This window comes from Achromobacter veterisilvae, from assembly GCF_900496975.1.
Classification (GTDB): Bacteria; Pseudomonadota; Gammaproteobacteria; order Burkholderiales; family Burkholderiaceae_B; genus Achromobacter; species Achromobacter veterisilvae.
In genome coordinates, this window is sequence record NZ_UFQC01000045.1 from 23,783 (window position 1) to 47,010 (window position 23,228).

The following is a 23,228-nucleotide window of genomic DNA, read 5'->3' on the forward strand; positions in this document are numbered from 1 at the left end:
AATCCTTCCGCCCATCATGCCCGACCTGGAACCAGACACCGTCTCCGCCCTCGAAGCCCCAGAATTCGCACCCGCCCAGTTCGTCCGATGGTTTCGGGACGTGGCGCCCCATGTGCATGCTTTCCGAGGCAAGACGTTCGTGGTGGCGTTCGGCGGCGAACTGGTGCAGGCCGGCGCGCTGAATGCGCTGGTGCAGGACCTCTCGCTGCTGTCCTCGCTGGGCATCCGCCTGGTGCTGGTGCACGGCTCCCGCCCGCAGGTCAATGAGCAACTGCGCCTGAAGGGCTTTACCCAGCAGTTCGACCGCGGCCTGTCCCCCACCGACGCCGCCGCCCTGGAATGCGCCAAGGAAGCCGCCGGCGAGATCCGCCTGGATATCGAGGCCGCCTTCAGCCAGGGCCTGCCGAACACGCCCATGTCGCATGCGCACATCCGCGTGATTTCCGGCAACTTCGTCACCGCCCGCCCCGCCGGCGTGATCGGCGGCGTGGACTACAAGCACACCGGCCAGGTCCGCAAGATCGATATCGACGCGCTGAAATTCGCCATCGAAAAAGGCTCGTCCGTGGTGCTGCTGTCGCCGCTGGGCTTCTCGCCCACCGGCGACGCGTTCAACCTAGCCATGGAAGACCTGGCCACCAGCACCGCCGTGGCGCTGCGCGCCGAAAAACTGATCTTCCTGTCCGGTTCGCCCGGCGTGATGAACGACGACGGCACGCTGGACACCGAACTGGCCCGGGTGGATGCCGACGCCCTGCTGGCCGCCGGCACGCTGGACGAGGACACCCACGCCTTCCTGCATTGCGCGTCCCTGGCCGTCAAGCGCGGCGTGGCCCGCGCGCACCTGCTGCCCTTCACGCTGGACGGCAGCGTGCTGCTGGAAATCTTCACCCACGACGGCGTGGGCACCATGGTGGTCGAGGACACGCTGGACGACCTGCGCCCGGCCACGATCGACGACGTGGGCGCGATCCTCAGCCTGATCGAACCGCTGGAGGCCGACGGCACCCTGGTGCCCCGCCCCCGCAGCGTGGTCGAGCGCGACGTGGAGAATTTCACGGTGCTGGAGCACGACGGCGTAATCTACGGCTGCGCCACCCTGCACAGCTTCCCGGGCGAGCAGATGGCGGAAATGGCCTGCCTGATCGTGCATCCGGAATGGCAGGGGTCGGGCGAAGGCGAGATCCTGCTGCGCCACATGGAATCGCGCGCGCGCGCCGCGGGCGCCAAGCGGCTGTTCGTGCTGACCACCCGGACCTCGCACTGGTTCATGAAGCGCGGCTTCGTGCAGGGCGGCATCGCCGACCTGCCCCGCGAAAAGCAGAACAACTACAACCGTTCGCGCAACAGCCTGGTCTTCATCAAAAAGCTGTAATCGTCCCGGCCCCGGCGTCCAACCGCAGGACCCGAAGGGGCTTGGCGCCCTCTGGACGCCAAGCCCGCTAAAATACGGGCTTACTTATCTTTTCCGGCAGCGAACCATGGCCCGTACCGTCAACTGTGTGAAACTGAAGCGTGAAGCCGAAGGGCTGGATTTTCCGCCCTACCCCGGCGAACTCGGCACCAAGATCTGGCAGAGCATTTCCAAGGAAGCCTGGGAAGAATGGAAGGGCATCCAGACTCGCCTGGTCAACGAAAACCGCCTGAACCTGGCCGACGCCCGCGCGCGCAAGTACCTGAAAGAACAGATGGAGCGCTTCCTGTTCGAAGACGGCAGCGTCGAAGCCCAGGGCTACGTTCCGCCCTCGGCCTGACCGGGCCGCGCCCGCGCCCTCCCGCGGGCCCTCCGCTTCCGAAGCCCCTCGCCCGCGAGGGGCTTCGCGCTTGCGGCCCCGCCCTGCTCCGCGGGCTTAAGATCCCTCTATCGAATGGGTATCGCGCCGCCATGAAAACAGAACCGTCCCCCGCCGCCTTTCCTGCGATCGCCCGCGCGCTGGAAATCGCCCCCGACCGCCAGACCGGCACGCTGCGGGACGTGCGCCACGTGGTGATCCTGATGCAGGAAAACCGCTCGTTCGACCATTATTTCGGCACGCTGCCCGGGGTGCGCGGCTTCGCCGACCCGCTGCTTGCGCCCACCGCCTCGGGCGACGTGCTGACGCAGGAGGACGGCGCGGCGCGGGTCCGTCCCTATGCCTTGCGAGCGGAATATCCCGGCGGCACGCCGGTGGGCTACATCACGCCGCATACCTGGGACGACGCCCAGCGCGCCTGGAACGACGGCCGCATGGACCAATGGCTGCCCGCCAAGAGCCGGCTAGGCATGGGCGCCTACGACGGCGCGGACGTGCCGTTCCAGACCGCGCTGGCCGACGCCTTCACACTGTGCGACGCCTACCACTGCTCGATGCACGCCGGCACCAATCCGAACCGGCTGTTCCTGTGGACCGGCACGAACGATCCGGCGGGGCTTGCGGGCGGCCCGGCGCTGGTCAACACCCACGACCGCCTGGGGCCCGCCGGCGAAGGCTATGCCTGGACCACTTATCCCGAACGCCTGCAGGACGCGGGCGTGGACTGGCGCATCTACCAGGACATGGAGGACAACTATCACGACAATCCGCTGGCCGGCTTCAGGCAGTACCGCCGGCAGCACGCGGAAGGCGCCGCCGACGCCCCCTTGCGCGATCGCGGCCTGTCCACGCGCACCCTGGACGACCTGGCCCGCGACGTCGCCCGGGGCACGCTGCCGCAGGTGTCGTGGATCATCGCGCCCACCGCCGACTCCGAGCATCCGGAAGTCTCGTCGCCGCGCCAGGGCGGCGCCTACACCGAGCGCGTGCTGGACATCCCGACGCGCAACCCCGAGACCTGGAGCCGCTGCGTGTTCTTCGTCACCTACGACGAAAACGACTGCTTCTTCGACCACGTGCCGCCGCCCGCGCCGCCGGCCCGTCCCGCCGACGGGTCGTCGGGCGGCCTATCCACCGTCGAGCTGGACGGTGAATACCACGACGCGCGGCACGGTCCCAGCGCCTCCACGCCGGACGACCCGCCCGGCCTGCACGGCCGCGGGTTCGGACTGGGCCCCCGCGTGCCGATGCTGGCGATCTCGCCCTGGAGCCGCGGCGGCTGGGTCAACTCGCAGGTGTTCGACCACACCTCCGTGATCCGCTTCCTGGAGGCCCGTTTCGGCGTGGCCGAACCCAACATCAGCGCATGGCGCCGCGCGGTGGCCGGAGACCTGACCTCGGCCTTCGACTTCGCCGGGGACCGCGGGCCGCAACCGGAAGAAGGCGGGCGCCGCGCCTGCCCGCTGCCGTATGCGCTGGAGGCCGAAGGCGGGATGGCGGCGGACGGACGGCACTACCGGCTGACGCTGCGCAATCCGGGCGAAGCGGGCGCGGTGCTGCACGTCTACGACCGGCTGGCGCTGGAACGGGCGCCCCGCCGCTACACGGTGGGCGCGGGCGGCCGCCTGGACGACGGCTGGCGCCTGGCCGATGGCGGCGCCTATGACTTGTGGCTGCTGGGTCCCGACGGCTTCCACCGGCAGTTCCGCGGCGACGGCCGGGATGCCGGGCGGATCGAGGCGCAACTGGCGCCGGCGGGCGCTGGATTGCGCCTGCGGCTGCTCAATCGCGGCGGTTCGCCGCAGCCCGTGGAATTGTCGTCGCGCATGGGAGACGGCTGGCGCGCCGCGGCGCAGGTGCCGGCCGGCGGCGCGCTGGACATCGAGTACGCGGGCTGCGAAGGCTGGTACGACCTGGAACTCGGCGCCCCGGGACTGCCGGCCTTCGGACGGAGGCTTGCCGGGCGCATCGACGGAAGCAAGCCGGGTGTGCCGGATCCTAGGCTGGGGGTGGGGGTGACGTTGCCTGAGGGCTGAGGGTGGCGGCTTGCGGGGGTGTCAGACACCCTTTGCTGCGCTTGCCCAGTGTGAAGATTGTCTCCCCAGGGTGTCAGACACTGGCAACGAGAATTGTCTCCCCAGGGTGTCGGACACTGGCGACGATCCTGTGTCTGACACCCTACGAGAAACTCGCCAGGCTGAAGCCCGCCTGCCCGGGTGTCAGACACCCTTTGCCGCGCTCGCCCAGTGTGAAGATTATCTCCCCAGGGTGTCAGACACTGGCAGCGATCCCGTGTCAGACACCCACCGCGAAGAAGCTACTGATCCTGCTGCGGCTCTTCCGAGTCTTCGTCGCCGCGCGCCTGGCGTTCGGTGTTCTTCACGCCGGTGTGGCGCACATCCGCGCCCTTGACCATGTAGATGACGCGTTCGGACATGTTCTTGGCGTGGTCGCCGATGCGCTCCAGCGCTCGCGCGATGAAGATCATGTCGATGGCGCGCGAAATGGTGCGCGGGTCTTCGATCATGTAGGTGATGAGGTGGCGCAGCGCGCCCTTCCATTCCTTATCCACTTCCTTGTCGCTGCGCACGACGGCGGCGGCCTGGATGGGGTCGAGGCGGGCGAAGGCGTCCAGCGCCTGGTGCAGCATGGTGCGCACGTTGGCGGCCATGTGGCGCAGTTCGATCACCGGGATGTGGCGCAGTTCGGCTTCGTGGATGCGGCGCGCGACCGTGGCGACCTTCTCGGCCTCGTCGCCGGAACGTTCCATGTCGGTCAGCATCTTGGACACGGCCATCAGCATGCGCAGGTCGATGGCGGTGGGCTGGTGCCGCGCCAGGATCCGGCTGATGCTCTCGTCGATCTCGACTTCGTGGCGGTTGACTTCCTTTTCCCGCTCGCGGACCTTCTCAACCAGCGACAGGTCGCCGCTGGCCAATGCGTCGATGGCCTCCTGGATCATGGCTTCCACCAAGCCGCCCATCTGCAAGAACTGCGAACGGACGCTTTCCAGATCCGCGTCGAACTGTTTGTTTGTGTGCTCCGACATCCGGGCTCCCTGCGTGGTTGGTCTCATGGCATCGCCCCGAAATTGAAGAGTGTTACGAAACGGGCCTGCACAACCCGCAAGGTTATGACCCAAGTGTGACAGGATTATGAATCGCGCCCCCGCCGCCCGCAAGGCGGGGCGGCACGAGGCAATGCGCCGCGCGGGGAACGGTCAGGCCCGGCGGTCCAGGCGGCGGATGCCGTTCTGCGTGGCCAGCAGCGCCACGTCGGCGCCCGGCATCGCGAACAGGCCGCAGGTCACCACGCCCGGCAGGTTGTTCAAGCGGGCTTCGAGGCCCGGGGCGTCGGTGATGGACAGGCCGGAAACGTCCAGGATGATGTTGCCGTTATCGGTGACGAAGCCCTCGCGCAGGCGGGGCTGGCCGCCCAGCGCCACCATGGCGCGCGCCACCGATTCGCGGGCCATCGGGATGACTTCGATCGGCAGCGGGAACTTTCCCATGGTCTGGACCAGCTTGGATTCGTCGGCGATGCAGATGTAGCGCCCGGCCACCGAGGCCACGATCTTCTCGCGCGTCAGCGCGCCGCCGCCGCCCTTGATCATGTGCAGGTTGGCGTCGATCTCGTCGGCGCCGTCCACATAGATGGGCATCGAGGACACGTCGTTCAGGTCCAGCACTTTCAGGCCGTGGCCGGCGAGCCGGGCGGCGCTGCGTTCCGAACTGGCCACCGTGCCGCCGATTCGGCCCTTGAAACGGGCCAGGCCGTCGATGAACAGATCGGCCGTGGAGCCCGTGCCCACGCCGATGACGACGTCCGGGCCGGCGACCTGTTCAACGAATTCCAGGGCCGCGTCGGCGGCTTGCTGCTTGAGTTCTTGCTGGGAGAGCATGGCGGGAAGAAACGGAAAGGGTTGTCGAGCCGGGAAATTTAGCATGCGGCGGCGGGCCAGGCGCGCGCCAGGATCGCCTGAGTGTCCGCGCCCGCGGCCAGTTCGCCGTGGATGCCGCCGTCCGCGCGCAGGCGGCTGGCGGCGAACGCCTGCCCGACCGCGTCCGGCGCATGCTGGATCAGCAAGGCGGCCTGCCACAGCCGCGCCAGGCCGGCGGCGATGCGCCGCGCCTGGAACTCGGCCTGCGCGGTATCGGCCAGCAGGGCGCGCCAGCGCGCCAACGCGTCGTCGAAGTCGCGGTTCCGGCCCCGCGCCGGGGCGAATTCGCGCTCCAGCGCGGGCAGGGCCTCGGGCTCGCGCTGCAAGGCGCGCAGCACGTCCAGCGCCATGACGTTGCCCGATCCTTCCCAGATGGAATTGACCGGCGTCTCGCGGTACAGCCTGGGCATCGGGCCCTCTTCCACATAGCCGTTGCCGCCCCAGACCTCCATGCACTCCGCCACCGCGGCGACGGCGCGCTTGCACACCCAGAGCTTGGCGGCGGGCGTGCCCACGCGGACGAGCGCGCGGGCCTGCGCGTCGGCGCGCTCGTCCACCGCGCGCGCCAGCCGCAGCGCCAGCGCCATGGCGGCCTCGCTTTCCAGGGCCAGGTCGGCCAGCACGTTGCGCATCAGCGGCTGTTCGATCAGGGGCTTGCCGAAGGCCTGCCGGTGCCGCGCGTGATGGGCCGACTGCACCAGCGCCTGCCGCATCAGCGCGGTGCTGCCCAGCACGCAATCCAGCCGCGTGGTGGCGGCCATTTCCAGCAGCACGGCCAGGCCCCGGCCCGGCTCGCCCAGCAGCACGCCCCAGGCGTCCTCGAACTCGACCTCGGCGCTTGCATTGCTGCAATTGCCGAGCTTGTCCTTCAGCCGCCGGATGCGGACGGCGTTGCGCGGCCCGTCCGGTATCCAGCGCGGCACGAAGAAGCAACTGAGCCCTTCGTCCGTCTGCGCCAGCACCAGGTGCGCGTCCGCCTGCGGCACCGACAGGAACCATTTGTGGCCCACCAGGCTGTAGGGATTGCCCCGGCCGGACGCCCCCAGCGGCACGGCCCGCGTGCTCACGGCGCGCAGGTCCGAGCCGCCCTGCTTTTCGGTCAGGCCCATGCCGATCAGGGCGCCGCGCTTGGCGGACAGCGGCGCGTCGGCGCCGTCGAATTCGCGCGAATACAGCGCCGCCAGCCACTGCCCGCCGAAATCCACGGCCCCCGCCGGCTCGCGCTGCAGCAGAGGCACCGCGGCGAAGGTCATGGTCGTGGGGCACAGCGTGCCGGCCTCGACCTGGCCCTGCATCACGTAGGCCGCCGCGCGCGCCACCTGCGCGCCCGGCTCGGGCTGCGCCCAGGCGCGGCTGTGCAGGCCGCGCGCCATGATGCCGCCCATGAGCAGATTCCAGGACGGATGGAATTCGATATGGTCGATGCGGTGGCCGCCGCGGTCGTAGCCGAGCAGCCGCGGCGGGCAGCGGTTGACCTGCGCGCCGGCTTCCAGCGTCTGCGCGCGGCCCAGCCAGGCGCCGTGCGCGGCCAGTTCGCCCGCCCAGGCCCGCGCGCCTTCCCGGTCGACCGCGGCGCGCAGCGCCGGATCGGTCTCGTACAGGGAATAGTCTTCCAGGGGCGGGACCTGGTTGAATACGGTGTGCGTCGCGAACGATGACATGGCAACTCCCTGAATCCATCCGCCGATGCGCCGCCGGCTGGCGGCGCGCCGCCAGCCTCAGCGGGCCATGGGCGCCACCAGGGCCCAGGGCCGCAGCGCCTCGACCTGCGCGGCCAGTTCCAGCAGCAGGGCCTCGCTGCCCAGCGGGCCCATCAACTGGATGCCGATGGGCAGACCGTCGGACGACATGCCGAAAGGAATGGAGATGGCGGGCATGCCGGTCAGGTTGGCCAGCGGCGCGAAGGGCGAATAGCCGATGACGCCCTTCTTGCCCAGACGGTAGGCCAGATAATCCGCGTTGTCCATGGCGTAGCGGCCGATGGGCGCGGGCGGCTGCGCCAGTACCGGGCTCAGGAACAGGTCGTGCCCCTGCGCGCCGTCGCGCTCCAGGAAACGGCCGACGCGGCGCGTGATGTCGTGGCAGGTGTCCACACAGGCCACGTATTGCGCGCCGGAGATCGCGCGGGCATATTCGCGCGCGCCCAGCGTGGTGGGCTGCAGTTCATCGGCGGCGAGGCGGCGGCCGCGCCCGCCGACGAAGGCGTCGATGGCGTTGGCCGCCGCGCTGGCGATCAGCGGCAGCATGGGCGACAGCACTTCCTCCGACCCCACGGGCGGCGCGGCCCGCACCAGCTCGTGGCCCAGCGACGCGAAGAACCGGGCGGCCTCGTCAAGGGTGGCCGCCACCTCGGGGTGGATGGCTTCGCCTTCGTAGGTCGTATCGATGAACGCGATGCGGCGGCGCGCCGCCGCTTGCGGATCGGCCGCCACGCGCGCCACGACCCCGCGATACGATTCCGCGGGCTGGGCCGGCGCCGCGTACGGCGCGCCCACGTCGGCGCCCGCGCTGATGTCCAGCGATGCCGCGCAGTCGCGCACCGACAGCGTCATCATGTGTTCCGTGGCCAGCCCGCCCCAGCCCTCGCCCTTGAGCGGACCCAGCGGCATCAGGCCGCGCGACGGCTTCAGGCCGAGCACGCCACAGCAGGAAGACGGGATGCGGATCGACCCGCCGCCGTCGCTGCCGTGCGCGATGCGCACCATGCCGCTGGCCAGCGCCGCCCCCGCGCCGCCGCTGGAGCCGCCCGCGCTGTGGCCGGCCTTCCAGGGGTTCTGCGTGGCCGGACCGTACACCGGCGATTCGGTGGTGGGGCTCAGGCCCAGTTCGGCGCTGGTCGTGCGGCCGAACGGAATCAGGCCGGCGCGGCGGTAGCGCTTGACGATCTCGGCGTCGACATTCCATTCGACCTGGCCATAAAGCACCGACCCCATGGCACTGGGCAGGCCCAGCGCGGCGGTGCCCAGGTCCTTGAGCAAGGTGGGCACGCCCAGGAACGGCCGGTGGCGCAGTTGCGCCTGCCGTTGTTCCGGCGGCAGCGCCGCCAGTTCGTCGTCCAGCGCCTTGGCCAGGCGCAGGCCGGTTTCCGCCTGCACGCCGCAAGCCGCGTTGATCGCGGGATTGCGGGCCGCCACCCGGTCCACCGCCTGCTGCATTGCGGCAAGCGCCGTCGTGACCCCTAGTGCGATATCGGCGCCCAGCGCCGTCGCGTCGAGGGTAGAGGAATCATGGCGTTCAGCGGTGCTCATGCTTGCGATGCTCCAGGTATCGGCGGCGAATTGCCGCACATGCCAGGATATCGGCAGTCGGAGCGGGCAACAAGCGCGGGCGGCCACGCCCGGCGCCTGCTCCGTCCCTCCGGGCGGATCAGTCGGCGCCAGCGGACGGCGTCTCCGGATCGCCGGCCTCTTCGCCGGCCTCGCCCAGCAACAGCCGCGCATCGGCATCGGGCAGCGCCTCCACGTCCTTCAGGTTCCTGAGCATGACGCGGGTGCGCACCTCGGTCTGGCCGATCTTGTTGCTGGCGGTGTCCAGTGTCTTCTTGACGCTGGCCAGCGCGTCGCCGAATTTGCCGAATTCCGTCTTGACCGCCCGCAGCACCTGCCAGACCTCGGACGAACGCTGTTCGATCGCCAGGGTGCGGAACCCCATCTGCAGGCTGTTCAGCAGGGCCGCGAGGTTGCTGGGGCCCGCCACGTTGACGCGCAGGTCGTGCAGCCTGTCCAGCAGGCCCGGCCGTCGCAGCACCTCGGCGTACAGGCTTTCGGTGGGCAGGAACATGATGGCGAAGTCGGTGGTGTGCGGCGGCGCGACATACTTGGCCGCGATCGAGCGGGCCTGCACTTCGACGGCGCGGCCCAGCGCGGCCCCGGCGTTCTTGACGCCTTCGGCGTCCGCCGCGTCCTGCGCGTCCATGAGGCGTTCGTATTCCTCTTTGGGAAACTTGGCGTCGATCGGCAGCCAGACCGGCCCGGCGCCGTCGCCGCGCCCGGGCAGGCGGATGGCGAACTCGACCACCGCTTCGCTGCCCGGCACCGGCTTGATGTTGCTGGCGTACTGGTCCGGCGTCATGTTGTCTTCGATCAGCCGGGCCAGTTGCACTTCGCCCCAGGTGCCGCGCGATTTCACGTTGGTCAGCACGCGCTTCAGGTCGCCGACGCCCGCGGCCAGCGCCTGCATTTCGCCCAGCCCCTTGTGCACGGCTTCGAGGCGGTCCGACACGAGCTTGAAGGACTCGCCCAGGCGCTGTTCCAGCGTGGCGTGGAGTTTCTCGTCCACCGTCCGCCGCATTTCATCCAGCTTGGCGCTGTTGTCGGTTTGCAACGATTGCAGGCGCTGGTCCACCGTGGCCCGCACTTCCATCAGGCGGCGCTCGTTGATCTGGATAAGGCCCTGCAACTGCTCGGCGAAGCCCGCGGCGAAGCGCGCCAGCGATTCCGCCGACTCGGCGCGGGCGGCCTGCGCGTCGCGCGACAGCCCGGCGCGCAGTTCGTCCTGGGTCTGCGCCAACTCCGCCCGCAAGGCGCGCGCCGATTCCGAGAATTCGCTGCGCAGGCCGCGCTGGCCCTCCGCGATATCGGCGCGCAGGGCGCGTTCGGTTCTTTCCAGCCCCTCCAGCAGCGAGTCCAGGCGGGCATCGGCGGCGGACGGGCGCAACCAGGCCAGCAGCGCCGCGAGAAAGGCCAGAACGGCGCCGCCCGCGGCGGCCCAAAGCAGAATATCGTTCAACGGATGCGTCTCCAAAGCCTGGATTGTAGGACCCCTGCCCCGCCCGCCGCGGCGAAAGAAAGCCGGATCGGGACTTGCCCGGCTGCCCGCCGGGAGATAAGCGGATTAAACTCTCGCCCATCCAAACCGGCCTCACACCCCCTTGAACCCTGCTGATCTCTCTTCCGGCACGCCCGCGGCGTCGTTCCAGTCCGTATTCGGCCCGCTGAACCTGGATGGCGAAGTCCCGCTTGCCACCGGCGGCGACCGGCACATCTTCCAGCATCCCCACATGCCGTCCTTGCTGGTCAAGGTCATGGACATGCGCGCCCGCGCCGTGTACCTGGAAGCGCGCCCCTTCAAGCGCTGGTACAAACAGTACCAGCGCGAAAGCGCCTATCGGGTCTACCTGAACGAAATCTCGGAATACGTGACCACCACCACCCGCCCTTCCGGCGTGTGGCAGGTGCCCATGGCGCGCATCCTGGGCGTGGCGCAAACCACGCTGGGCCTGGGCCTGGTGGTCGAGAAGATCCGCGACGGCGAGGGCAATATCGCCCCCACCGTCGCCGACCTGGCGCGCCAGGGCAAGTTCGATGCGGCGCTGAGCGCGCAACTGGACGAATTCTTCGACGACCTGGCCGACGCCCACGTCGTCATGCACGACGTGTCCGCCAGCAATATCGCCTGCGGCCTGAATGCCGACGGCAAGCCGGGCCTGTACCTGATCGACGGCTTCGGGGTGCTGCCCCTCATCCCGCTGTACGCCTGGAGCAAGCGCCTGAACCGCCGGCGCATCCGGCGCAAGTACGCGGAAATGCGCGCGTCGCTGGCCAAGCGCCTCGCAGCGCCCGCCGGCTAGCTAGGGCGCCTCGGGCAGCACGATGCCCTGGCGGTCCACCCACACGTAGTCGTGGCCGGCGCGCTGCCCGCGCCGCAGCGGATTGCGGGTGCAGAAGGCGGCGTAGGCCGGGTCCACGAAGCGGTAGCTCAGGTGCTCGTCCCGGCCCAGGGGAATGCCCAGGCGCGTGGTGCAGATCAGCGGGGCCGGCGCTTCTCCCACGTCTTCGACGTAGAGGGCGCGGGGATCGAAGCAGCGCGCGTCCCAGTCGGGCACCTTCAGCCCGAGCGCGCGGCACAGCAGCGTCTGGCCGGCGCACAGGCTGGCGGGCGGCCTGGGCCGCCCTTGCGCGTCGGGGTTCAGTTCCTGCATGCGGGCCAGCGCCTGCGGGCCGGACAGCGCGTCCGTCCAGGGGTAGCCGGACTTGATCAGCACGGCATTGCCGGGGCCGGCCGCGCTGAAGTTCAGCGAATCCCCGCCGCGGGCGTAATACATGTAGACGGTGCCGCCGTCCATGAACAGCGCGCGGCGCTTGTGGGTGTATCCGAGCGACGCGTGGCTGCCCTTCTCTTCGAGGTAATAGGCTTCGGTCTCGATGATGCGGGCCGACAGCCACAGGCCGCCGACGCGGTGCCGGATGACCTTGCCCAGCAGTTCGCGCGCCAGTTGCGCCGCGTCGCGGTCGAAGAACGCGTCGGGCAGCGCCGGGCCGGCCGCCTCAGGCGAAGCGTTCGCCGTAGCGCTTTTCGCTGAAGCCAACGCTCACCTCGCCATCCGGGGTCACCGTGACCGGGCGCCGCACCAGCGCCGGGTACTCGGCGATCAACTGGCTCCATTGGGCGTCGGTGTGCGCGGTCTTGCGGTCTTCGGGCAGGTTGCGCCAGGTCATGGACGCGCGGTTGGCCAGCTTTTCCCATCCGCCGACCTTGTCGGCCCAGGACTTCAGGGTGGCGGCGGGCACAGGATGGTCGCGGTAATCGACGAAGGCATGGTCGACGCCATGTTCGGTCAGCCAGTCGCGCGCCTTGACGCAGGTGCTGCACTTGGTCAGGCCATACAGGGTGGTTTGCTTCATTTGGGTTCGGACTCCTTGCGCCATTGCATGCGGTTGGCCAGGATCACGCAGGTGCCCACCGCCAGGATGAACAGTGTAGCCAGCGCGTTGATCTCGGGTTTCAGGCCCAGGCGCACCCGCGAGAAAACTTCCATCGGCAGCGTGCTGGAACTGGGACCGGACAGGAACGACGCCAGGACGACGTCGTCCAGCGACAGCGTGAAGGACAGCAGCCAGGCCGAGGCCAGCGCCGGCGCGATGAGCGGCAGCGTGATCCGGAAGAACACGGTGATGGGCGTGGCGCCCAGGTCCAGGGCGGCCTCTTCCAGCGAACGGTCCAGGTCGCGGATGCGCGTCTGGATGATGACCGCCACGAAGGCCATGCAGAGGGTCACGTGGCCCACCCAGATCGTGAAGACGCCGTTCTCGGCGGGCCAGCCCAGGCTGCCGCGCAGTTCCACGAACATCAGCAAGAGCGAAATGCCCAGCACCACCTCGGGGATGACCAGGGGCGCGCTGAGCATGCCCACGTACAGCGCGAAGCCGCGGAAGCGCCCCATGCGCCCCAGCACGTAGCCCGCCCACGTGCCGATGACGACCGCGGCGGTGGCGGTCATGGCGGCGATGCGGAACGACAGCCAGGCCGCCCGCAGCAGCGCGTCGTCGTTGAACAGCGAGTGATACCAGCGGAACGAGAATCCGGTCCAGGACGTGACGGTGGGCGACTCGTTGAACGAGAACACCATCAGGCTGAGGATGGGCACGTACAGGAAGAAGTACCCCAGCCCCAGCACGGCGGCGCGCAAAGTCTTGTTGGGCCCGTTCATTTGCGGCCTCCGCCCGCCTGCTCCTGCTGCTTGACCTGGTTGTACTGGAAGACCACCAGCGGCACCAGCAGCAACAGCACCATCACGCAGGTCACGGCCGAGGCCATGGGCCAGTCGGCGTTGTTGAAGAATTCATTCCACATGACGCGGCCCATCATGAGCGTATTGGCGCCGCCCAGCATTTCCGGGATCACGTATTCGCCCACGGCGGGGATGAACACCAGCATGGCGCCCGCGATCACGCCCTGGCGCGACAGCGGCACGGTGATCTGCCAGAACGCCTGCCAGGGCTTGGCGCCCAGGTCGTAGGCGGCTTCCAGCAGGCGCAGGTCCATCTTCACCAGCGTGGCGTACAGCGGCAGGATGAAGAACGGCAGGTAGGCATAGACCATGCCGATATAGACCGCGACATCGGTGCGGTAGATTTCCAGCGGGCTGGAAATGATGCCCAGGCCCTGCAGCAGGTTGTTGAGCAGGCCGTCGTTGCGCAGGATGCCCACCCAGGCATACACGCGCAGCAGCAGCGAGGTCCAGAACGGCAGGATCACGCCCAAGAGCAGCAGGTTGCGCACGGCCGGCGACGAACGCGCGATGTAGTAGGCGATGGGATAGCCGATCAGCACGCAGCACAGCGTGGTGATGGCGGCGATCTTCACCGAGTTCAGGTAGGTGGCGAAGTACAGGCTGTCGGTGAACAGCAGGATGTAGCCGCGCAGGTGCAGGCTGAACTGCACCGCTTCGTCCTTGAATTCAGCCAGCGACGTATACGGCGGAATGCCGAACTTCAGTTCGGCGAAGCTGATCTTGAAGACCAGCAGGAACGGGACCAGCAGGAACAGCACCAGCCAGGCGAACGGCGGCACCACCGCCAGCGCGCGGCCCGACGGCAACCAGTCGCGGGGCGAAAACCGGATCATGACGCCAGCACCGTCGCGCTGTCGGCGTCCCAACTGACGAAGATTTCCTCGTCGATGCCGGGCGCGTCCATCTGGGCCAGCAGCAGGCTGGGCACGCTGGCCTCCACCGTCTTGCCGGAATCCAGGCGGATCTGGTAGAGCGCGTAGCTGCCCATCCACGCCATGTGGCTGACCATGCCGTGGGCCCAGTTGTACTCGTCTTCGGGCTGTTCGCGCGACACAACCAGCCGCTCGGGGCGGATGGAGACGTGCACTTCCATGCCCAGCGGTTCGCTCACGCCGTGGTTGACGAAGAGCGGCCGGGTCAGTTCGCCGCATTCGATGGCGACGTGGTCGGGTTCGTCCACCACGATGGTGCCGGTGAACATGTTGGTCGAGCCGATGAAGCTGGCGACGAAGCGCGAATTCGGGAAGGCGTAGACATCCTGTGGCGAGCCGCATTGGACGATCTGGCCTTCGGTCATGACGGCCAGCCGGTGCGCCATGGTCATGGCTTCTTCCTGGTCGTGGGTGACCATGATGCAGGTCACGCCGACCTGCTCCAGGATCTTCACCAGTTCGATCTGCGTTTTCTGGCGGATCTGCTTGTCCAGCGCGGACATCGGCTCGTCCAGCAGCAGCAGCTTGGGGCGCTTGACCAGGCTGCGCGCCAGGGCCACGCGCTGCTGCTGGCCGCCCGATAGCTGGTTGGGCTTGCGGCGCGAATAGCCGGCCATCTGGACCAGGTCCAGAGCCTCGAACACGCGGTCGTGGATTTCGGCGCGGTCCACGCCTTCCTGCTTGAGGCCGAAGGCCACGTTGGCCTCGACCGTCATGTGCGGGAACAGCGCATAGGACTGGAACATCATGTTCACGGGCCGGCGGTACGGCGGCACGTGGGTGATGTCCTCGCCGTCCAGCAGGATCTGGCCCGAGGTGGCCTCTTCGAATCCCGCCAGCATGCGCAGCAGCGTGGACTTGCCGCTGCCCGAGCTGCCCAGCAGGGCGAAGATCTCGTTGCGCTTGACCGACAGATTGACGGAACGGACGGCGACCACGTCGCCGAAGATCTTTACGACGTCGGAGATCCGGACGAACTCGTCCGGGTCCGCCGAATGCTGCGCCGAGTAACGGCTTTCGCTCATGATGACTATCTTCCCGACTTCAGCTCGGACCACATCCGGTTTTGCAGGCGCTGGATGTTCAAGGGCAGCGCCTTGATCACGTACAGGGTCTTGGAGACCTCGGCCGGCGGGTAGATCATGGGATTCTCGGCCACGTCCTTCACCACGTACTGCCGCGCCTCTTTGTTGGCGTTGGGATAGAACATGGTGTTGGTGATGGCGGCGTGCACCTTCGGCGTTTCGATGTAGTTGATGAACGCCAGCGCCTCTTCGGGATGCGGGGCGTCCTTCGGGATGACCATCAGGTCGAACCACGCGGGCGCGCCGCCCTTCGGGATGAAGTAGTTCACTTCGTAGGACTTCTTGGCGTCCTGGGCGCGCTTGCGGGCGATCATCACGTCGCCCGAAAAGCCGTAGACCATGCACAGGTCGCCCACGGCCAGTTCGTCGATATAGCCCGACGAACTGAACTGGCGGATGTACGGGCGGATCTTCATCAGCACTTCCAGCGCGGCCTTGTAGTCGTCCGCGTTGGTGCTGTTGGGGTCTTTGCCCAGGTACTTGAGCACGGCCGGGAACACCTGGGCGGCTTCGTCCAGCATGGAGATGCCGCACTCTTTCAGCTTGGCCGCGTTCTCGGGCTTGAAGATCATGTCCCAGTTGGCGAGGTCCACGCCGTCGCCCATGATCTGCTTGACCTTGGTGACGTTGTAGCCCAGGCCGTTGGTGCCGTAGCCCCAGGGAATGGCGTATTCATTGCCGGGATCGACGGAGGCGACCAGCGCCATCACTTCGGGGTCCAGGTACTTCCAGTTCGGGATCTTGGACTTGTCCAGCTTCTGGAACAGGCCGGCCTCGATCTGGCGCGAGGCGTAATGCGTGGACGGGACAACGACGTCATAGCCCGATTTGCCGGCCAGCAGCTTGGCCTGCAGGGTGTCGTTGCTGTCGTAGACGTCGTAGCGGACCTTGATGCCGGTTTCCTTTTCGAAACCGGGGATCGTGTCCGGGGCCGTGTACTCGGCCCAGTTGTAGACGTTGACGACCTTGTTCTGCGCGACCGCCGCCGATGCCGCCGCCGCGGCCAACATCGCCCCAAGCGCCCAGCGCATACCCGCCCGTAGTTTCATTACCAGCCCCCCTTGCGTTATGCCGTATGTGACAGGAGTTCCAAAAGGCGAAATGATAAAGCTTTTTGGCGGCGACCAGCCCAACTTCGGGGGGCTGGCGCGAATACGGCCCGGGCGGGCGCGCGGGCCGGCCGGGTGGGAGCCGTCAGGGCTGGATTCCGACGCCCCAGGCCGTCCAGTAACTGTCGCGCAGGCGCAGCCAGAAGCGCTCGCCGTCCTCTCCGGCCACCTTGCGCAGCGAACGGCGCAGGCGGTCCAGGTTGCCCTGGCGCTGCCGTTCGGACAAGGCGCCTTGCGTGCCGCGGTCGAAATCGATCAGCCAGACCTGGCCGTCGTTGCCGACCAGGGCGTTGAACGCGTTGAGGTCGGCGTGCCATACCCCCGCCCGGTGCATGCGGACGATGGCCTCGGCAGCCGCCTGCCAGATCGGCTCGGCCAGCGCCTGGGCCAGGGGCCTGACGCCGGGAATGCGCTCGACCACGATGGCCGCGCGGTAGATCGGCCCCTGCCGCCAATAGGCGGCGGCCAGCGGCGCGGGCACCGCCAGGCCCTGGGCGCGCATGGCGGCCAGCAGGCGGTATTCGCGGAAGCTGCGGGTGCGGTCCTCGCCGCTCCAGACGTAGGCGTCGCGGCTGACGCGGGCGATCATTCCGCCGCGGCGGTAGCGCCGCAGCACGCCCTGCCAGCCCTGCCCCTGGACGAACCAGGCCGCCTGGCGCCCGCCGGCGTCCACCGGCCGGGCCCGGTCGCCGTAGTGGCCGGGGTTGAACAGTTCCGGCCCCGCCTCGGGCAGCCGCGAGGCGTCGCTGAGCATGGCCCCGGCCAGCGGGCCGGGCCAGGCCTGGCGGCGCGCGCCCGAGCGGCGGTCGTCCTCAGCCTTCACGGTTGCGCATCCAGTCGGCGACGCCGTAGAAGGACTGCAGCAGCCGGTCCACCAGGGCGGGCTCGACGCCCTGGTCTTCCATGGCGCGCCCGATGCAGGTGACCCATTGGTCGCGCTCGGCCTCGCCGATCGAGAACGGCAGGTGCCTTGCGCGCAGCCGCGGATGGCCGAAGCGCTCGATATAGTGGTCCGGGCCGCCGAAGTAGCCGCACAGGAACCAGAACAGCTTGTCGCGCGCCTCGTCGAGGCTGGGGCCATGGGCGGCGCGCAGTTCTTTCAGGTCGGGCTCCATGTCCATCAGGTCATAGAAGCGGTCGACGAGGGCGCGCACGCCGGCCTCGCCGCCGAGGAGATCGAAAATGCTGTGGGAGTTTTCCACGGGTTCGGTAATGGAGTGGACGCGGGACGTCATCAGGTTTCTCGGAGGGTGACCAAAGGCGGCGTGCGCAATACGCCGCGCAAGGCGAGCGCGCCGCCCGCCCAGGCGCCGAGCATGCCCGCGACTATGCCTGCCACCCATGGCCAGAGGCTGAGAGTAATCGTGAAATCGAACACCTGGGTTGACAAAACCCAAGCGATGGCCGTTGCCCCCGCGGCGGCCAGCAGGCCGGCCAGGCCGCCCACGGCCCAGAGCTCGATGCGCTGGGACCGGGCCAACTGGCTGCGGGTCGCGCCCAGCGCGCGCAACACCGCGGCTTCCCGCATGCGCTCGTCGCGCGTGGCGGTCAGCGCGGCCGACAGCACCAGCACGCCCGCCGCCAGCGTGAACAGGAACAGTAGCTGGACCGCGCGGCCCACTTCGTTCAGCACGGACTGCAACTGCTGCAGGATGGCGCCCACGTCGAACACCGTCAGGTTGGGGAACTCTCGCACCAGCGCGGGCAGCACCGCCGCCTTTTCCGGCGGCAGGTAGAACGAGGTGATCCAGCTTTGGGGCATGTCGGCCAGCGAGGCGGGGGGCAGGATGGCGAAAAAATTCACCCGCATCGTATCCCAGTCCACCCGGCGCGTGCCGGACACGGACGCCACGACCTGCTGGCCAGCCACGTCGAAGGTCATGCTGTCGCCGAGCTTGATGCCCAGGGTCTTGGCCAGGCCGGACTCCAGCGACACCTCCGACGAGCCGGGCGCCAGCCAGCGGCCCTGTTCGATCCGGTTGGACGAGGGCAGCTCATCCCCGTAGGACAGGTTGAACTCGCGGTCCACCAGCCGCTTGGCGCGGGGTTCTTCGTAATCGTCCGGGCCGACGGGCTTGCCGTTGACCGCGATGAGCCGGCCGCGCACCATCGGCGACAGCGAGATACGGCCCAGCCCCTCGCGGGTAAGCGCGTCGGTCACGGCCTGGCGCTGGTCCGGCTGCACATTGATCAGGAAGCGGTTGGGCGCGTCGGGCGGCAGGGTCCGCTGCCAGCCCTGGATCAGGTCGGTCCGCGTCATCGTCAGCAACAGCAGCGCCATCAGGCCCACCGCCAGCGCGCACACCTGGGTGATGGTCGCGGCGCGCCGGCGCACCACGCCCGCCAGCGCGAAACGCAGCGCGGGCAGGCCGGCGGCCAGCCCGCGCACGCGCGCCAGGCCCAGGATGCACAGCCAGGCCACCAGCGCGAACACCGCGAAGGCACCCAGGAAACCGCCCGCCACGACCGCGCCCAGCTTGGCGTCGCCGGCGAACCACCAGATCAGCAGCGCGAATCCCGTTGCGCCCAGGGCGTAGCCGAAGGCGCTGCGCGCGCTCAGCGCGTCCGCGTCGCGCCGCAGCACCCGGGCGGGCGGCACGTGGCGCAACTGGGCCAGCGCGGGCAGGGCGAAGCCCAGCAACAGCAGCAGGCCGGTCAAGAGCCCTTGCAGGGCCGGAATGGCCGAGGGCGCGGGCAAGGCGGTGTCGATCAGCGACCCCAGCAGCATGACCAGCACCTGGTGCACCGCATAGCCCAGCAGGCAGCCCGCGGCCGACGAAAACAGGCCCACCAGGGTGAATTCCAGCGTCAGCATGCGCGACACCTGCGACTGCACCGCCCCCAGGCAGCGCATGACGGCCACGCCGTCGCGATGGCGCGCCATGTAGCGGCCGGCCGCCAGCGCCACCGCCACCGCCGATATCAGCACGGCCAGCAGCGCGACCAGCGACAGAAACCGCTGTGCTCGGTCCAGGGTGCGGCGCACCTCCGGCCGGCCGGATTCCAGCGTGGCCACCTTCTGTCCCCGCTTCAGGTTCCGATTGAGCCAGGCCGAATAGCCGGCCACGGCGTCGGGCTGGCCGGCGACCAGCAGGGCATAGCCGATGCGGCTGCCCGGCGCGATCAGGCCGGTGGCGGGCAGGTCGCTGGCCCGCAGAAGCACCCGCGGCGCCACGTTGACGAACTGCATGCCGCGGTCGGGTTCGTAGGTGATCACCCGGTCGATGCGCAGGTGGGCGTCGCCCACGTTCAGGCTGTCGCCCACCTTCAGGTTCAGCAGCGACAACAGTTGCCCGTCCACCCACACCGCGCCCTCGGGCGGGATGTCGCGCGTGGCGGCCTCGGGCGCGAACGGCGCGTCCGTCACCCGCAGGGCGCCGCGCAGCGGATAACCCGGCTCGACGGCCTTCAGCGCGGCCAGTTGCGCGCCGTCGCCCGCGCCCACCATGGACGGGAACTGCCAGGTGCTGGACACGGCCAGGCCGCGCCCGCGGGCCTCGTCCATGAAGGCCGCCGGCACGGGCTCGTCGGCATCCAGGACCAGATCGGCGCCCAGCATCTGCCCCGCGTCGCGCTCCAGCGCCCGGCCGACCCGGTCGGCCAGGAAGCCCACGCTGGTCACCGCGGCCACCGCCACGACCAGCGCCAGCACCAGCAGGCGCAGCTCTCCGGCGCGGGCGTCGCGCATCATCATCCTGGCGCCCAGGCGCAGGGTGGACCAGAAACCGGGGCGCCTGGCCCGTGACATATCAGGGAAATCCATCATTCCACAATGTTAACCAACGCCCAATATCGGGGCCGAATCCCGATATCATCCCGGGGCGGGGCGCAGTGCCGCCCATGAATAAAGAACCACACCTGGAGAAGACAATGCGTAAATCCTGGCTTGCCGCCACGATTCTGGCCGCCTGCGCGGCCGCAACCTCCCTGCCCTCGGCGGCGCAGACTACCCTGAAGATGGCCTACGCCCTGTCCACGTCGTCGCACTACGGCGCCGGCGCGGACGCCATGGCCAAGTCCGTCGAAGCCTCCACCGGCGGCAAGTACAAGGTACAGCAATTCGCCAACAGCGCGCTCGGCGGCGAACGCGAGGTGATCGAAGGCCTGCAGATCGGCACCATCGACCTGGCCATCGTTTCGACAGGGGCTACCCTGAATTTTGTTCCCGAAACCGGGGTTTTCGATATCCCCTTCCTGCTGCGCGACCTGGACCACGCCCGCAAGGTGCTGGACAGCAAGATCGGCCAGGACATGCTGGCCAAGTTCCCCAGCCGCGGCATCGTCGCCCTGGCCTGGGGCGAACAGGGCTTCCGCCACCTGACCAACAACGTGCGTCCGGTGGCGACCCCGGCCGACGCCAAGGGCCTGAAGATCCGCACCACCGAAAACCCGATCCACATCACGGCCTTCCGCCAGATCGGCATCCTGCCCACGCCCATGGCGTGGCCGGAAGTGGCCACCGCCCTGCAGCAGGGCACCATCGACGGCCAGGAAAACCCCCTGTCGGTGATCACCTCGGCCAAGCTGTCGCAGATGCAGAAGTACCTGTCGCTGACCGGCCACGTCTACGGCCCGGCCCTGGTGCTGATGTCGGCCAACGTCTATGAAGGCCTGTCCGCCGCGGACAAGGCCAACTTCGACAAGGCAGGCAAGGAATCCGCCCAGGCCATGCGCGCCTACGTGGACAACATTGAAAAGACGGGCGCCGAGCAGTTGAAGAAGGAAGGCATGCAGGTGTCCGAGGTGGACCGCGCCGCCTTCGCCGCCGCCGTCGAACCCGCCTACCCCGAGTACTACAAGAAGTTCGACAAGAAACTGATCGACTCGATCCGCGACACCAAGTAAACAGGGCGCGCCCCTACCCGGGGCGCCTCTGCCCTGGCGGCGGGATCGAGATCCCGCCGTTTTTCGTCCCCCATCCTTCGCGTACACCGCCAACGGGATACATCATGCGTTTGCTCTGCGCCTTTGACCGCGGGCTGTTCAAGCTGGTCTCCATTCTTGCCCAACTCTTGCTGGTGGCCGCCGCGGCCGCCGCCTTCTACCAGGTGATCGCCCGCTTCGTGCTGCACTCGCCCGCCGACTGGAGCGAGGTGCTGACCCGCGCCCTCCTGATCTGGACCGTGCTGCTGGGCGTGGCGCTGGCCTTCCGCCACGGCGCCATGATCAGCGTGGAACTGCTGCGCAATCTGCTGGGCGGCGCGCGCCGCCGCGCGCTCGAAGCGGTCATCGGCCTGACCTGCGCCGGCTTCCTGGGCTTCCTGGCCTGGATCGGCGGCAACATGACCTACCGCGTCCGCTTCCAGAACGTGCCCAGCCTGGACATTTCGATTTCCTGGATCTACCTGGCCATCCCCGTGGGCGCCACGCTGGCCGCCATCGCCGTGCTGGCCCGCTGGTGCGCCGGCGAGGAAGAAGACGTGCCCGTGCGCAACGACGCGCAAGGCTGAGCCGCCCCCTATCGAACACAAGCAGCAGATATCGCCATGTCCCAATTAATGATTGTCTCGATGCTGATTTTCTTCGGGCTGTCCGTGCCGGTCGCCGTGTCGATCGGCCTGGCCAGCCTGGCGGGAGTCGGCGCCTCCGGCCTGCCCTGGCTGGTGGTCGCCCAGCAGTTGTTCGCCGCGCTGGACAAGTACCCGCTGGTCGCGATTCCCTTCTTCATCCTGGCCGGCAACCTGATGGAGGCCGGCGGCATCTCCGAACGCATGGTGGAGTTCGCCAAGAGCGTGGTGGGCGGCATCCAGGGCGGCCTGGCCTGCACCTGCGTGCTGACCTGCATGATCTTCGCCGCCGTGGCCGGATCCAGCGTGGCGACCACCTTCGCCGTCGGCGCCATCCTGATCCCGGCCATGATCCGGCACGGCTACCCCGCGCCCTTCGCCGCCTCGCTGCAGGCCAGCGCGGCCGAGCTGGGCGTGATCATCCCGCCGTCCATCCCGATGATCCTGTTCGCCGTGTCCACCGACACCTCGACCGGCGAGCTGTTCATCGCCGGCGTCATGCCCGGCATCCTGATCGGCGTGGCGCTGATGTTCTACGTGTGGCTCTACGCCAAGCGCAACAACCTCGGCAAGCGCGACGGCGAAGGCCGCCTGCCGCTGTGGCCGGCCTTCAAGAACGCCTGGCTGGCGCTGCTGATGCCGGTCATCATCCTGGGCGGCATCTATGGCGGCGTCTTCACCCCGACGGAAGCCTCGGTGGTGGCGGTCATGTACGCCGTGGTGGTGGGCAAGTTCATCTACCGCCGCCTGAGCTTCAAGCAATTGTCCGACACGCTGCACAAATCGGTGGTGTCCACCGCCGTGATCATGTTCGTGATCGCCAACGCGGGCATCTTCAGCTTCCTGCTCAACCGCGCGGGCATCCCCGACGCGCTGGGCGTCTGGCTGGCGCAGATCTTCGACACCAAGTTCAGCTTCCTCATGGGCGTGAACGCGGCGCTGTTCGTGATCGGCATGTTCATCGAGACCTCGGCGTCCATCGTGGTGCTGGCCCCCTTGCTGCTGCCGGTGGCGCTGAAGTTCGGCGTGGAGCCGGTGCACTTCGGGATCATCATGGTGGTGAACCTGGCGCTGGGCATGATCACGCCGCCGTTCGGCGTGAACCTGTTCGCGGCCTGCGCGGTGGCGAAGCTGCCATTGGAGCGCTTGATCAAGCCCTTGGTCCCGTTCGTGGGGGTGGTGATCGTTTGCCTGATGGTGATTACGTACTGGCCGGGGCTGTCGCTGGGCTTGCGCGACCTGGTCTACGCGAAGTGATGGGGACCAAGATACAAGATACCGTCTTGGCCGTCAAGCGATCAGACGTAGTCTGGTCGGTATCGTGATCGGGTTTTAAGCACGCCGAAGCA

General features: G+C 68.5%; 21 protein-coding genes. 7 read left to right on the forward strand and 14 right to left on the reverse strand.

Annotated features, from left to right (window positions below):
* The first annotated feature begins 16 nt into the window (after positions 1-16).
* The 3 genes from argA (at position 17) to AVE30378_RS27855 (ending at position 3,829) form a co-directional block, all read left to right on the forward strand.
* Positions 17-1,375 (forward strand): amino-acid N-acetyltransferase, encoded by a 1,359-nt coding sequence (gene argA / locus AVE30378_RS27845; protein WP_129245736.1) that lies wholly within the window; start codon positions 17-19, stop codon positions 1,373-1,375.
* A 106-nt stretch (positions 1,376-1,481) separates the two neighbouring features.
* Positions 1,482-1,754, forward strand: coding sequence for an oxidative damage protection protein (locus AVE30378_RS27850; RefSeq protein WP_129245738.1), 273 nt, complete (start codon positions 1,482-1,484; stop codon positions 1,752-1,754).
* 131 nt (positions 1,755-1,885) lie between these two features.
* Positions 1,886-3,829 (forward strand): phosphocholine-specific phospholipase C, encoded by a 1,944-nt coding sequence (locus AVE30378_RS27855; RefSeq protein ID WP_129245740.1) that lies wholly within the window; start codon positions 1,886-1,888, stop codon positions 3,827-3,829.
* 281 nt (positions 3,830-4,110) lie between these two features.
* On the opposite strand, the gene phoU is transcribed toward AVE30378_RS27855, so the two are convergent.
* The 5 genes from phoU to AVE30378_RS27880 form a co-directional block, all read right to left on the reverse strand.
* On the reverse strand, positions 4,111-4,842 hold the full coding sequence (gene phoU, locus AVE30378_RS27860; RefSeq protein ID WP_165360326.1) for a phosphate signaling complex protein PhoU: 732 nt from the start codon (positions 4,840-4,842) through the stop codon (positions 4,111-4,113).
* Between the two features lie 171 nt (positions 4,843-5,013).
* Positions 5,014-5,694 (reverse strand): ribose-5-phosphate isomerase RpiA, encoded by a 681-nt coding sequence (gene rpiA / locus AVE30378_RS27865; RefSeq protein WP_129245743.1) that lies wholly within the window; start codon positions 5,692-5,694, stop codon positions 5,014-5,016.
* Between the two features lie 38 nt (positions 5,695-5,732).
* Positions 5,733-7,394 (reverse strand): isovaleryl-CoA dehydrogenase, encoded by a 1,662-nt coding sequence (locus tag AVE30378_RS27870; RefSeq protein ID WP_129245745.1) that lies wholly within the window; start codon positions 7,392-7,394, stop codon positions 5,733-5,735.
* A 57-nt stretch (positions 7,395-7,451) separates the two neighbouring features.
* Positions 7,452-8,981, reverse strand: coding sequence for an amidase (locus AVE30378_RS27875; RefSeq protein ID WP_129245748.1), 1,530 nt, complete (start codon positions 8,979-8,981; stop codon positions 7,452-7,454).
* Between the two features lie 118 nt (positions 8,982-9,099).
* On the reverse strand, positions 9,100-10,461 hold the full coding sequence (locus tag AVE30378_RS27880) for a DNA recombination protein RmuC (RefSeq protein ID WP_129245750.1): 1,362 nt from the start codon (positions 10,459-10,461) through the stop codon (positions 9,100-9,102).
* A gap of 142 nt (positions 10,462-10,603) precedes the next feature.
* Between AVE30378_RS27880 and AVE30378_RS27885 the strand changes: the two genes are divergently transcribed.
* Positions 10,604-11,302, forward strand: a complete 699-nt coding sequence (locus tag AVE30378_RS27885; protein ID WP_129245752.1) for a YrbL family protein — start codon at positions 10,604-10,606, stop codon at positions 11,300-11,302.
* Here the strand turns inward: AVE30378_RS27885 and AVE30378_RS27890 are convergent, their stop codons facing one another.
* The 9 genes from AVE30378_RS27890 to AVE30378_RS27930 all read right to left on the reverse strand — a co-directional run bounded on the left by AVE30378_RS27890 (position 11,303) and on the right by AVE30378_RS27930 (position 20,138).
* The gene (locus tag AVE30378_RS27890; RefSeq protein ID WP_129245754.1) at positions 11,303-12,040 is read right to left on the reverse strand and encodes a DNA-3-methyladenine glycosylase; all 738 of its coding nucleotides are present in this window, start codon (positions 12,038-12,040) and stop codon (positions 11,303-11,305) included. It lies immediately after the preceding gene.
* Positions 12,000-12,356: a Spx/MgsR family RNA polymerase-binding regulatory protein gene (locus AVE30378_RS27895; RefSeq protein ID WP_129245756.1), complete on the reverse strand. Its 357-nt coding sequence runs from the start codon at positions 12,354-12,356 to the stop codon at positions 12,000-12,002. The genes AVE30378_RS27890 and AVE30378_RS27895 overlap by 41 nt, the downstream gene beginning before the upstream one ends.
* Positions 12,353-13,162, reverse strand: coding sequence for an ABC transporter permease subunit (locus tag AVE30378_RS27900; RefSeq protein WP_129245758.1), 810 nt, complete (start codon positions 13,160-13,162; stop codon positions 12,353-12,355). Before AVE30378_RS27900 ends, AVE30378_RS27895 begins: the two co-directional genes overlap by 4 nt.
* Positions 13,159-14,079, reverse strand: coding sequence for an ABC transporter permease subunit (locus AVE30378_RS27905; protein WP_129245760.1), 921 nt, complete (start codon positions 14,077-14,079; stop codon positions 13,159-13,161). The genes AVE30378_RS27900 and AVE30378_RS27905 overlap by 4 nt, the downstream gene beginning before the upstream one ends.
* A complete protein-coding gene (locus AVE30378_RS27910) occupies positions 14,076-15,203 on the reverse strand; it encodes an ABC transporter ATP-binding protein (RefSeq protein ID WP_129245763.1) in 1,128 nt (375 codons plus the stop codon). Before AVE30378_RS27910 ends, AVE30378_RS27905 begins: the two co-directional genes overlap by 4 nt.
* A gap of 5 nt (positions 15,204-15,208) precedes the next feature.
* Entirely contained in the window at positions 15,209-16,312 is a 1,104-nt protein-coding gene (locus tag AVE30378_RS27915) for a polyamine ABC transporter substrate-binding protein (RefSeq protein ID WP_129245764.1), read from the reverse strand.
* 145 nt (positions 16,313-16,457) lie between these two features.
* Positions 16,458-17,126 carry a 3-deoxy-D-manno-octulosonic acid kinase gene (locus AVE30378_RS27920; RefSeq protein WP_425265800.1) on the reverse strand — a complete coding sequence of 223 codons (669 nt, stop codon included), beginning with the start codon at positions 17,124-17,126 and terminating at the stop codon, positions 16,458-16,460.
* Positions 17,127-17,184: 58 nt separating this feature from the next.
* Positions 17,185-17,607, reverse strand: a complete 423-nt coding sequence (locus AVE30378_RS27925) for a group II truncated hemoglobin (RefSeq protein ID WP_165360327.1) — start codon at positions 17,605-17,607, stop codon at positions 17,185-17,187.
* Positions 17,607-20,138, reverse strand: coding sequence for an ABC transporter permease (locus AVE30378_RS27930; protein ID WP_129245768.1), 2,532 nt, complete (start codon positions 20,136-20,138; stop codon positions 17,607-17,609). Before AVE30378_RS27930 ends, AVE30378_RS27925 begins: the two co-directional genes overlap by 1 nt.
* Positions 20,139-20,242: 104 nt before the next feature.
* Between AVE30378_RS27930 and AVE30378_RS27935 the strand changes: the two genes are divergently transcribed.
* The 3 genes from AVE30378_RS27935 to AVE30378_RS27945 all read left to right on the forward strand — a co-directional run bounded on the left by AVE30378_RS27935 (position 20,243) and on the right by AVE30378_RS27945 (position 23,136).
* Positions 20,243-21,217 (forward strand): TRAP transporter substrate-binding protein, encoded by a 975-nt coding sequence (locus AVE30378_RS27935; RefSeq protein ID WP_129245770.1) that lies wholly within the window; start codon positions 20,243-20,245, stop codon positions 21,215-21,217.
* 104 nt (positions 21,218-21,321) lie between these two features.
* Complete coding sequence (locus tag AVE30378_RS27940; protein WP_129245772.1) at positions 21,322-21,822, forward strand: TRAP transporter small permease; 501 nt, start codon at positions 21,322-21,324, stop codon at positions 21,820-21,822.
* 36 nt (positions 21,823-21,858) lie between these two features.
* Entirely contained in the window at positions 21,859-23,136 is a 1,278-nt protein-coding gene (locus AVE30378_RS27945; protein ID WP_129245774.1) for a TRAP transporter large permease, read from the forward strand.
* Positions 23,137-23,228: the final 92 nt, after the last annotated feature.

Coding starts and splice junctions, on each gene's coding strand:
- argA (WP_129245736.1), top strand. CDS start 17: ATGCCCGACCTGGAACCAGACACCGTCTCCGCCCTCGAAGCCCCAGAA.
- AVE30378_RS27850 (WP_129245738.1), top strand. CDS start 1,482: ATGGCCCGTACCGTCAACTGTGTGAAACTGAAGCGTGAAGCCGAAGGG.
- AVE30378_RS27855 (WP_129245740.1), top strand. CDS start 1,886: ATGAAAACAGAACCGTCCCCCGCCGCCTTTCCTGCGATCGCCCGCGCG.
- phoU (WP_165360326.1), bottom strand. CDS start 4,842: ATGTCGGAGCACACAAACAAACAGTTCGACGCGGATCTGGAAAGCGTC.
- rpiA (WP_129245743.1), bottom strand. CDS start 5,694: ATGCTCTCCCAGCAAGAACTCAAGCAGCAAGCCGCCGACGCGGCCCTG.
- AVE30378_RS27870 (WP_129245745.1), bottom strand. CDS start 7,394: ATGTCATCGTTCGCGACGCACACCGTATTCAACCAGGTCCCGCCCCTG.
- AVE30378_RS27875 (WP_129245748.1), bottom strand. CDS start 8,981: ATGAGCACCGCTGAACGCCATGATTCCTCTACCCTCGACGCGACGGCG.
- AVE30378_RS27895 (WP_129245756.1), bottom strand. CDS start 12,356: ATGAAGCAAACCACCCTGTATGGCCTGACCAAGTGCAGCACCTGCGTC.
- AVE30378_RS27900 (WP_129245758.1), bottom strand. CDS start 13,162: ATGAACGGGCCCAACAAGACTTTGCGCGCCGCCGTGCTGGGGCTGGGG.
- AVE30378_RS27905 (WP_129245760.1), bottom strand. CDS start 14,079: ATGATCCGGTTTTCGCCCCGCGACTGGTTGCCGTCGGGCCGCGCGCTG.
- AVE30378_RS27910 (WP_129245763.1), bottom strand. CDS start 15,203: ATGAGCGAAAGCCGTTACTCGGCGCAGCATTCGGCGGACCCGGACGAG.
- AVE30378_RS27915 (WP_129245764.1), bottom strand. CDS start 16,312: ATGAAACTACGGGCGGGTATGCGCTGGGCGCTTGGGGCGATGTTGGCC.
- AVE30378_RS27920 (WP_425265800.1), bottom strand. CDS start 17,126: ATGCTCAGCGACGCCTCGCGGCTGCCCGAGGCGGGGCCGGAACTGTTC.
- AVE30378_RS27925 (WP_165360327.1), bottom strand. CDS start 17,607: ATGACGTCCCGCGTCCACTCCATTACCGAACCCGTGGAAAACTCCCAC.
- AVE30378_RS27930 (WP_129245768.1), bottom strand. CDS start 20,138: ATGATGGATTTCCCTGATATGTCACGGGCCAGGCGCCCCGGTTTCTGG.
- AVE30378_RS27935 (WP_129245770.1), top strand. CDS start 20,243: ATGCGTAAATCCTGGCTTGCCGCCACGATTCTGGCCGCCTGCGCGGCC.
- AVE30378_RS27940 (WP_129245772.1), top strand. CDS start 21,322: ATGCGTTTGCTCTGCGCCTTTGACCGCGGGCTGTTCAAGCTGGTCTCC.
- AVE30378_RS27945 (WP_129245774.1), top strand. CDS start 21,859: ATGTCCCAATTAATGATTGTCTCGATGCTGATTTTCTTCGGGCTGTCC.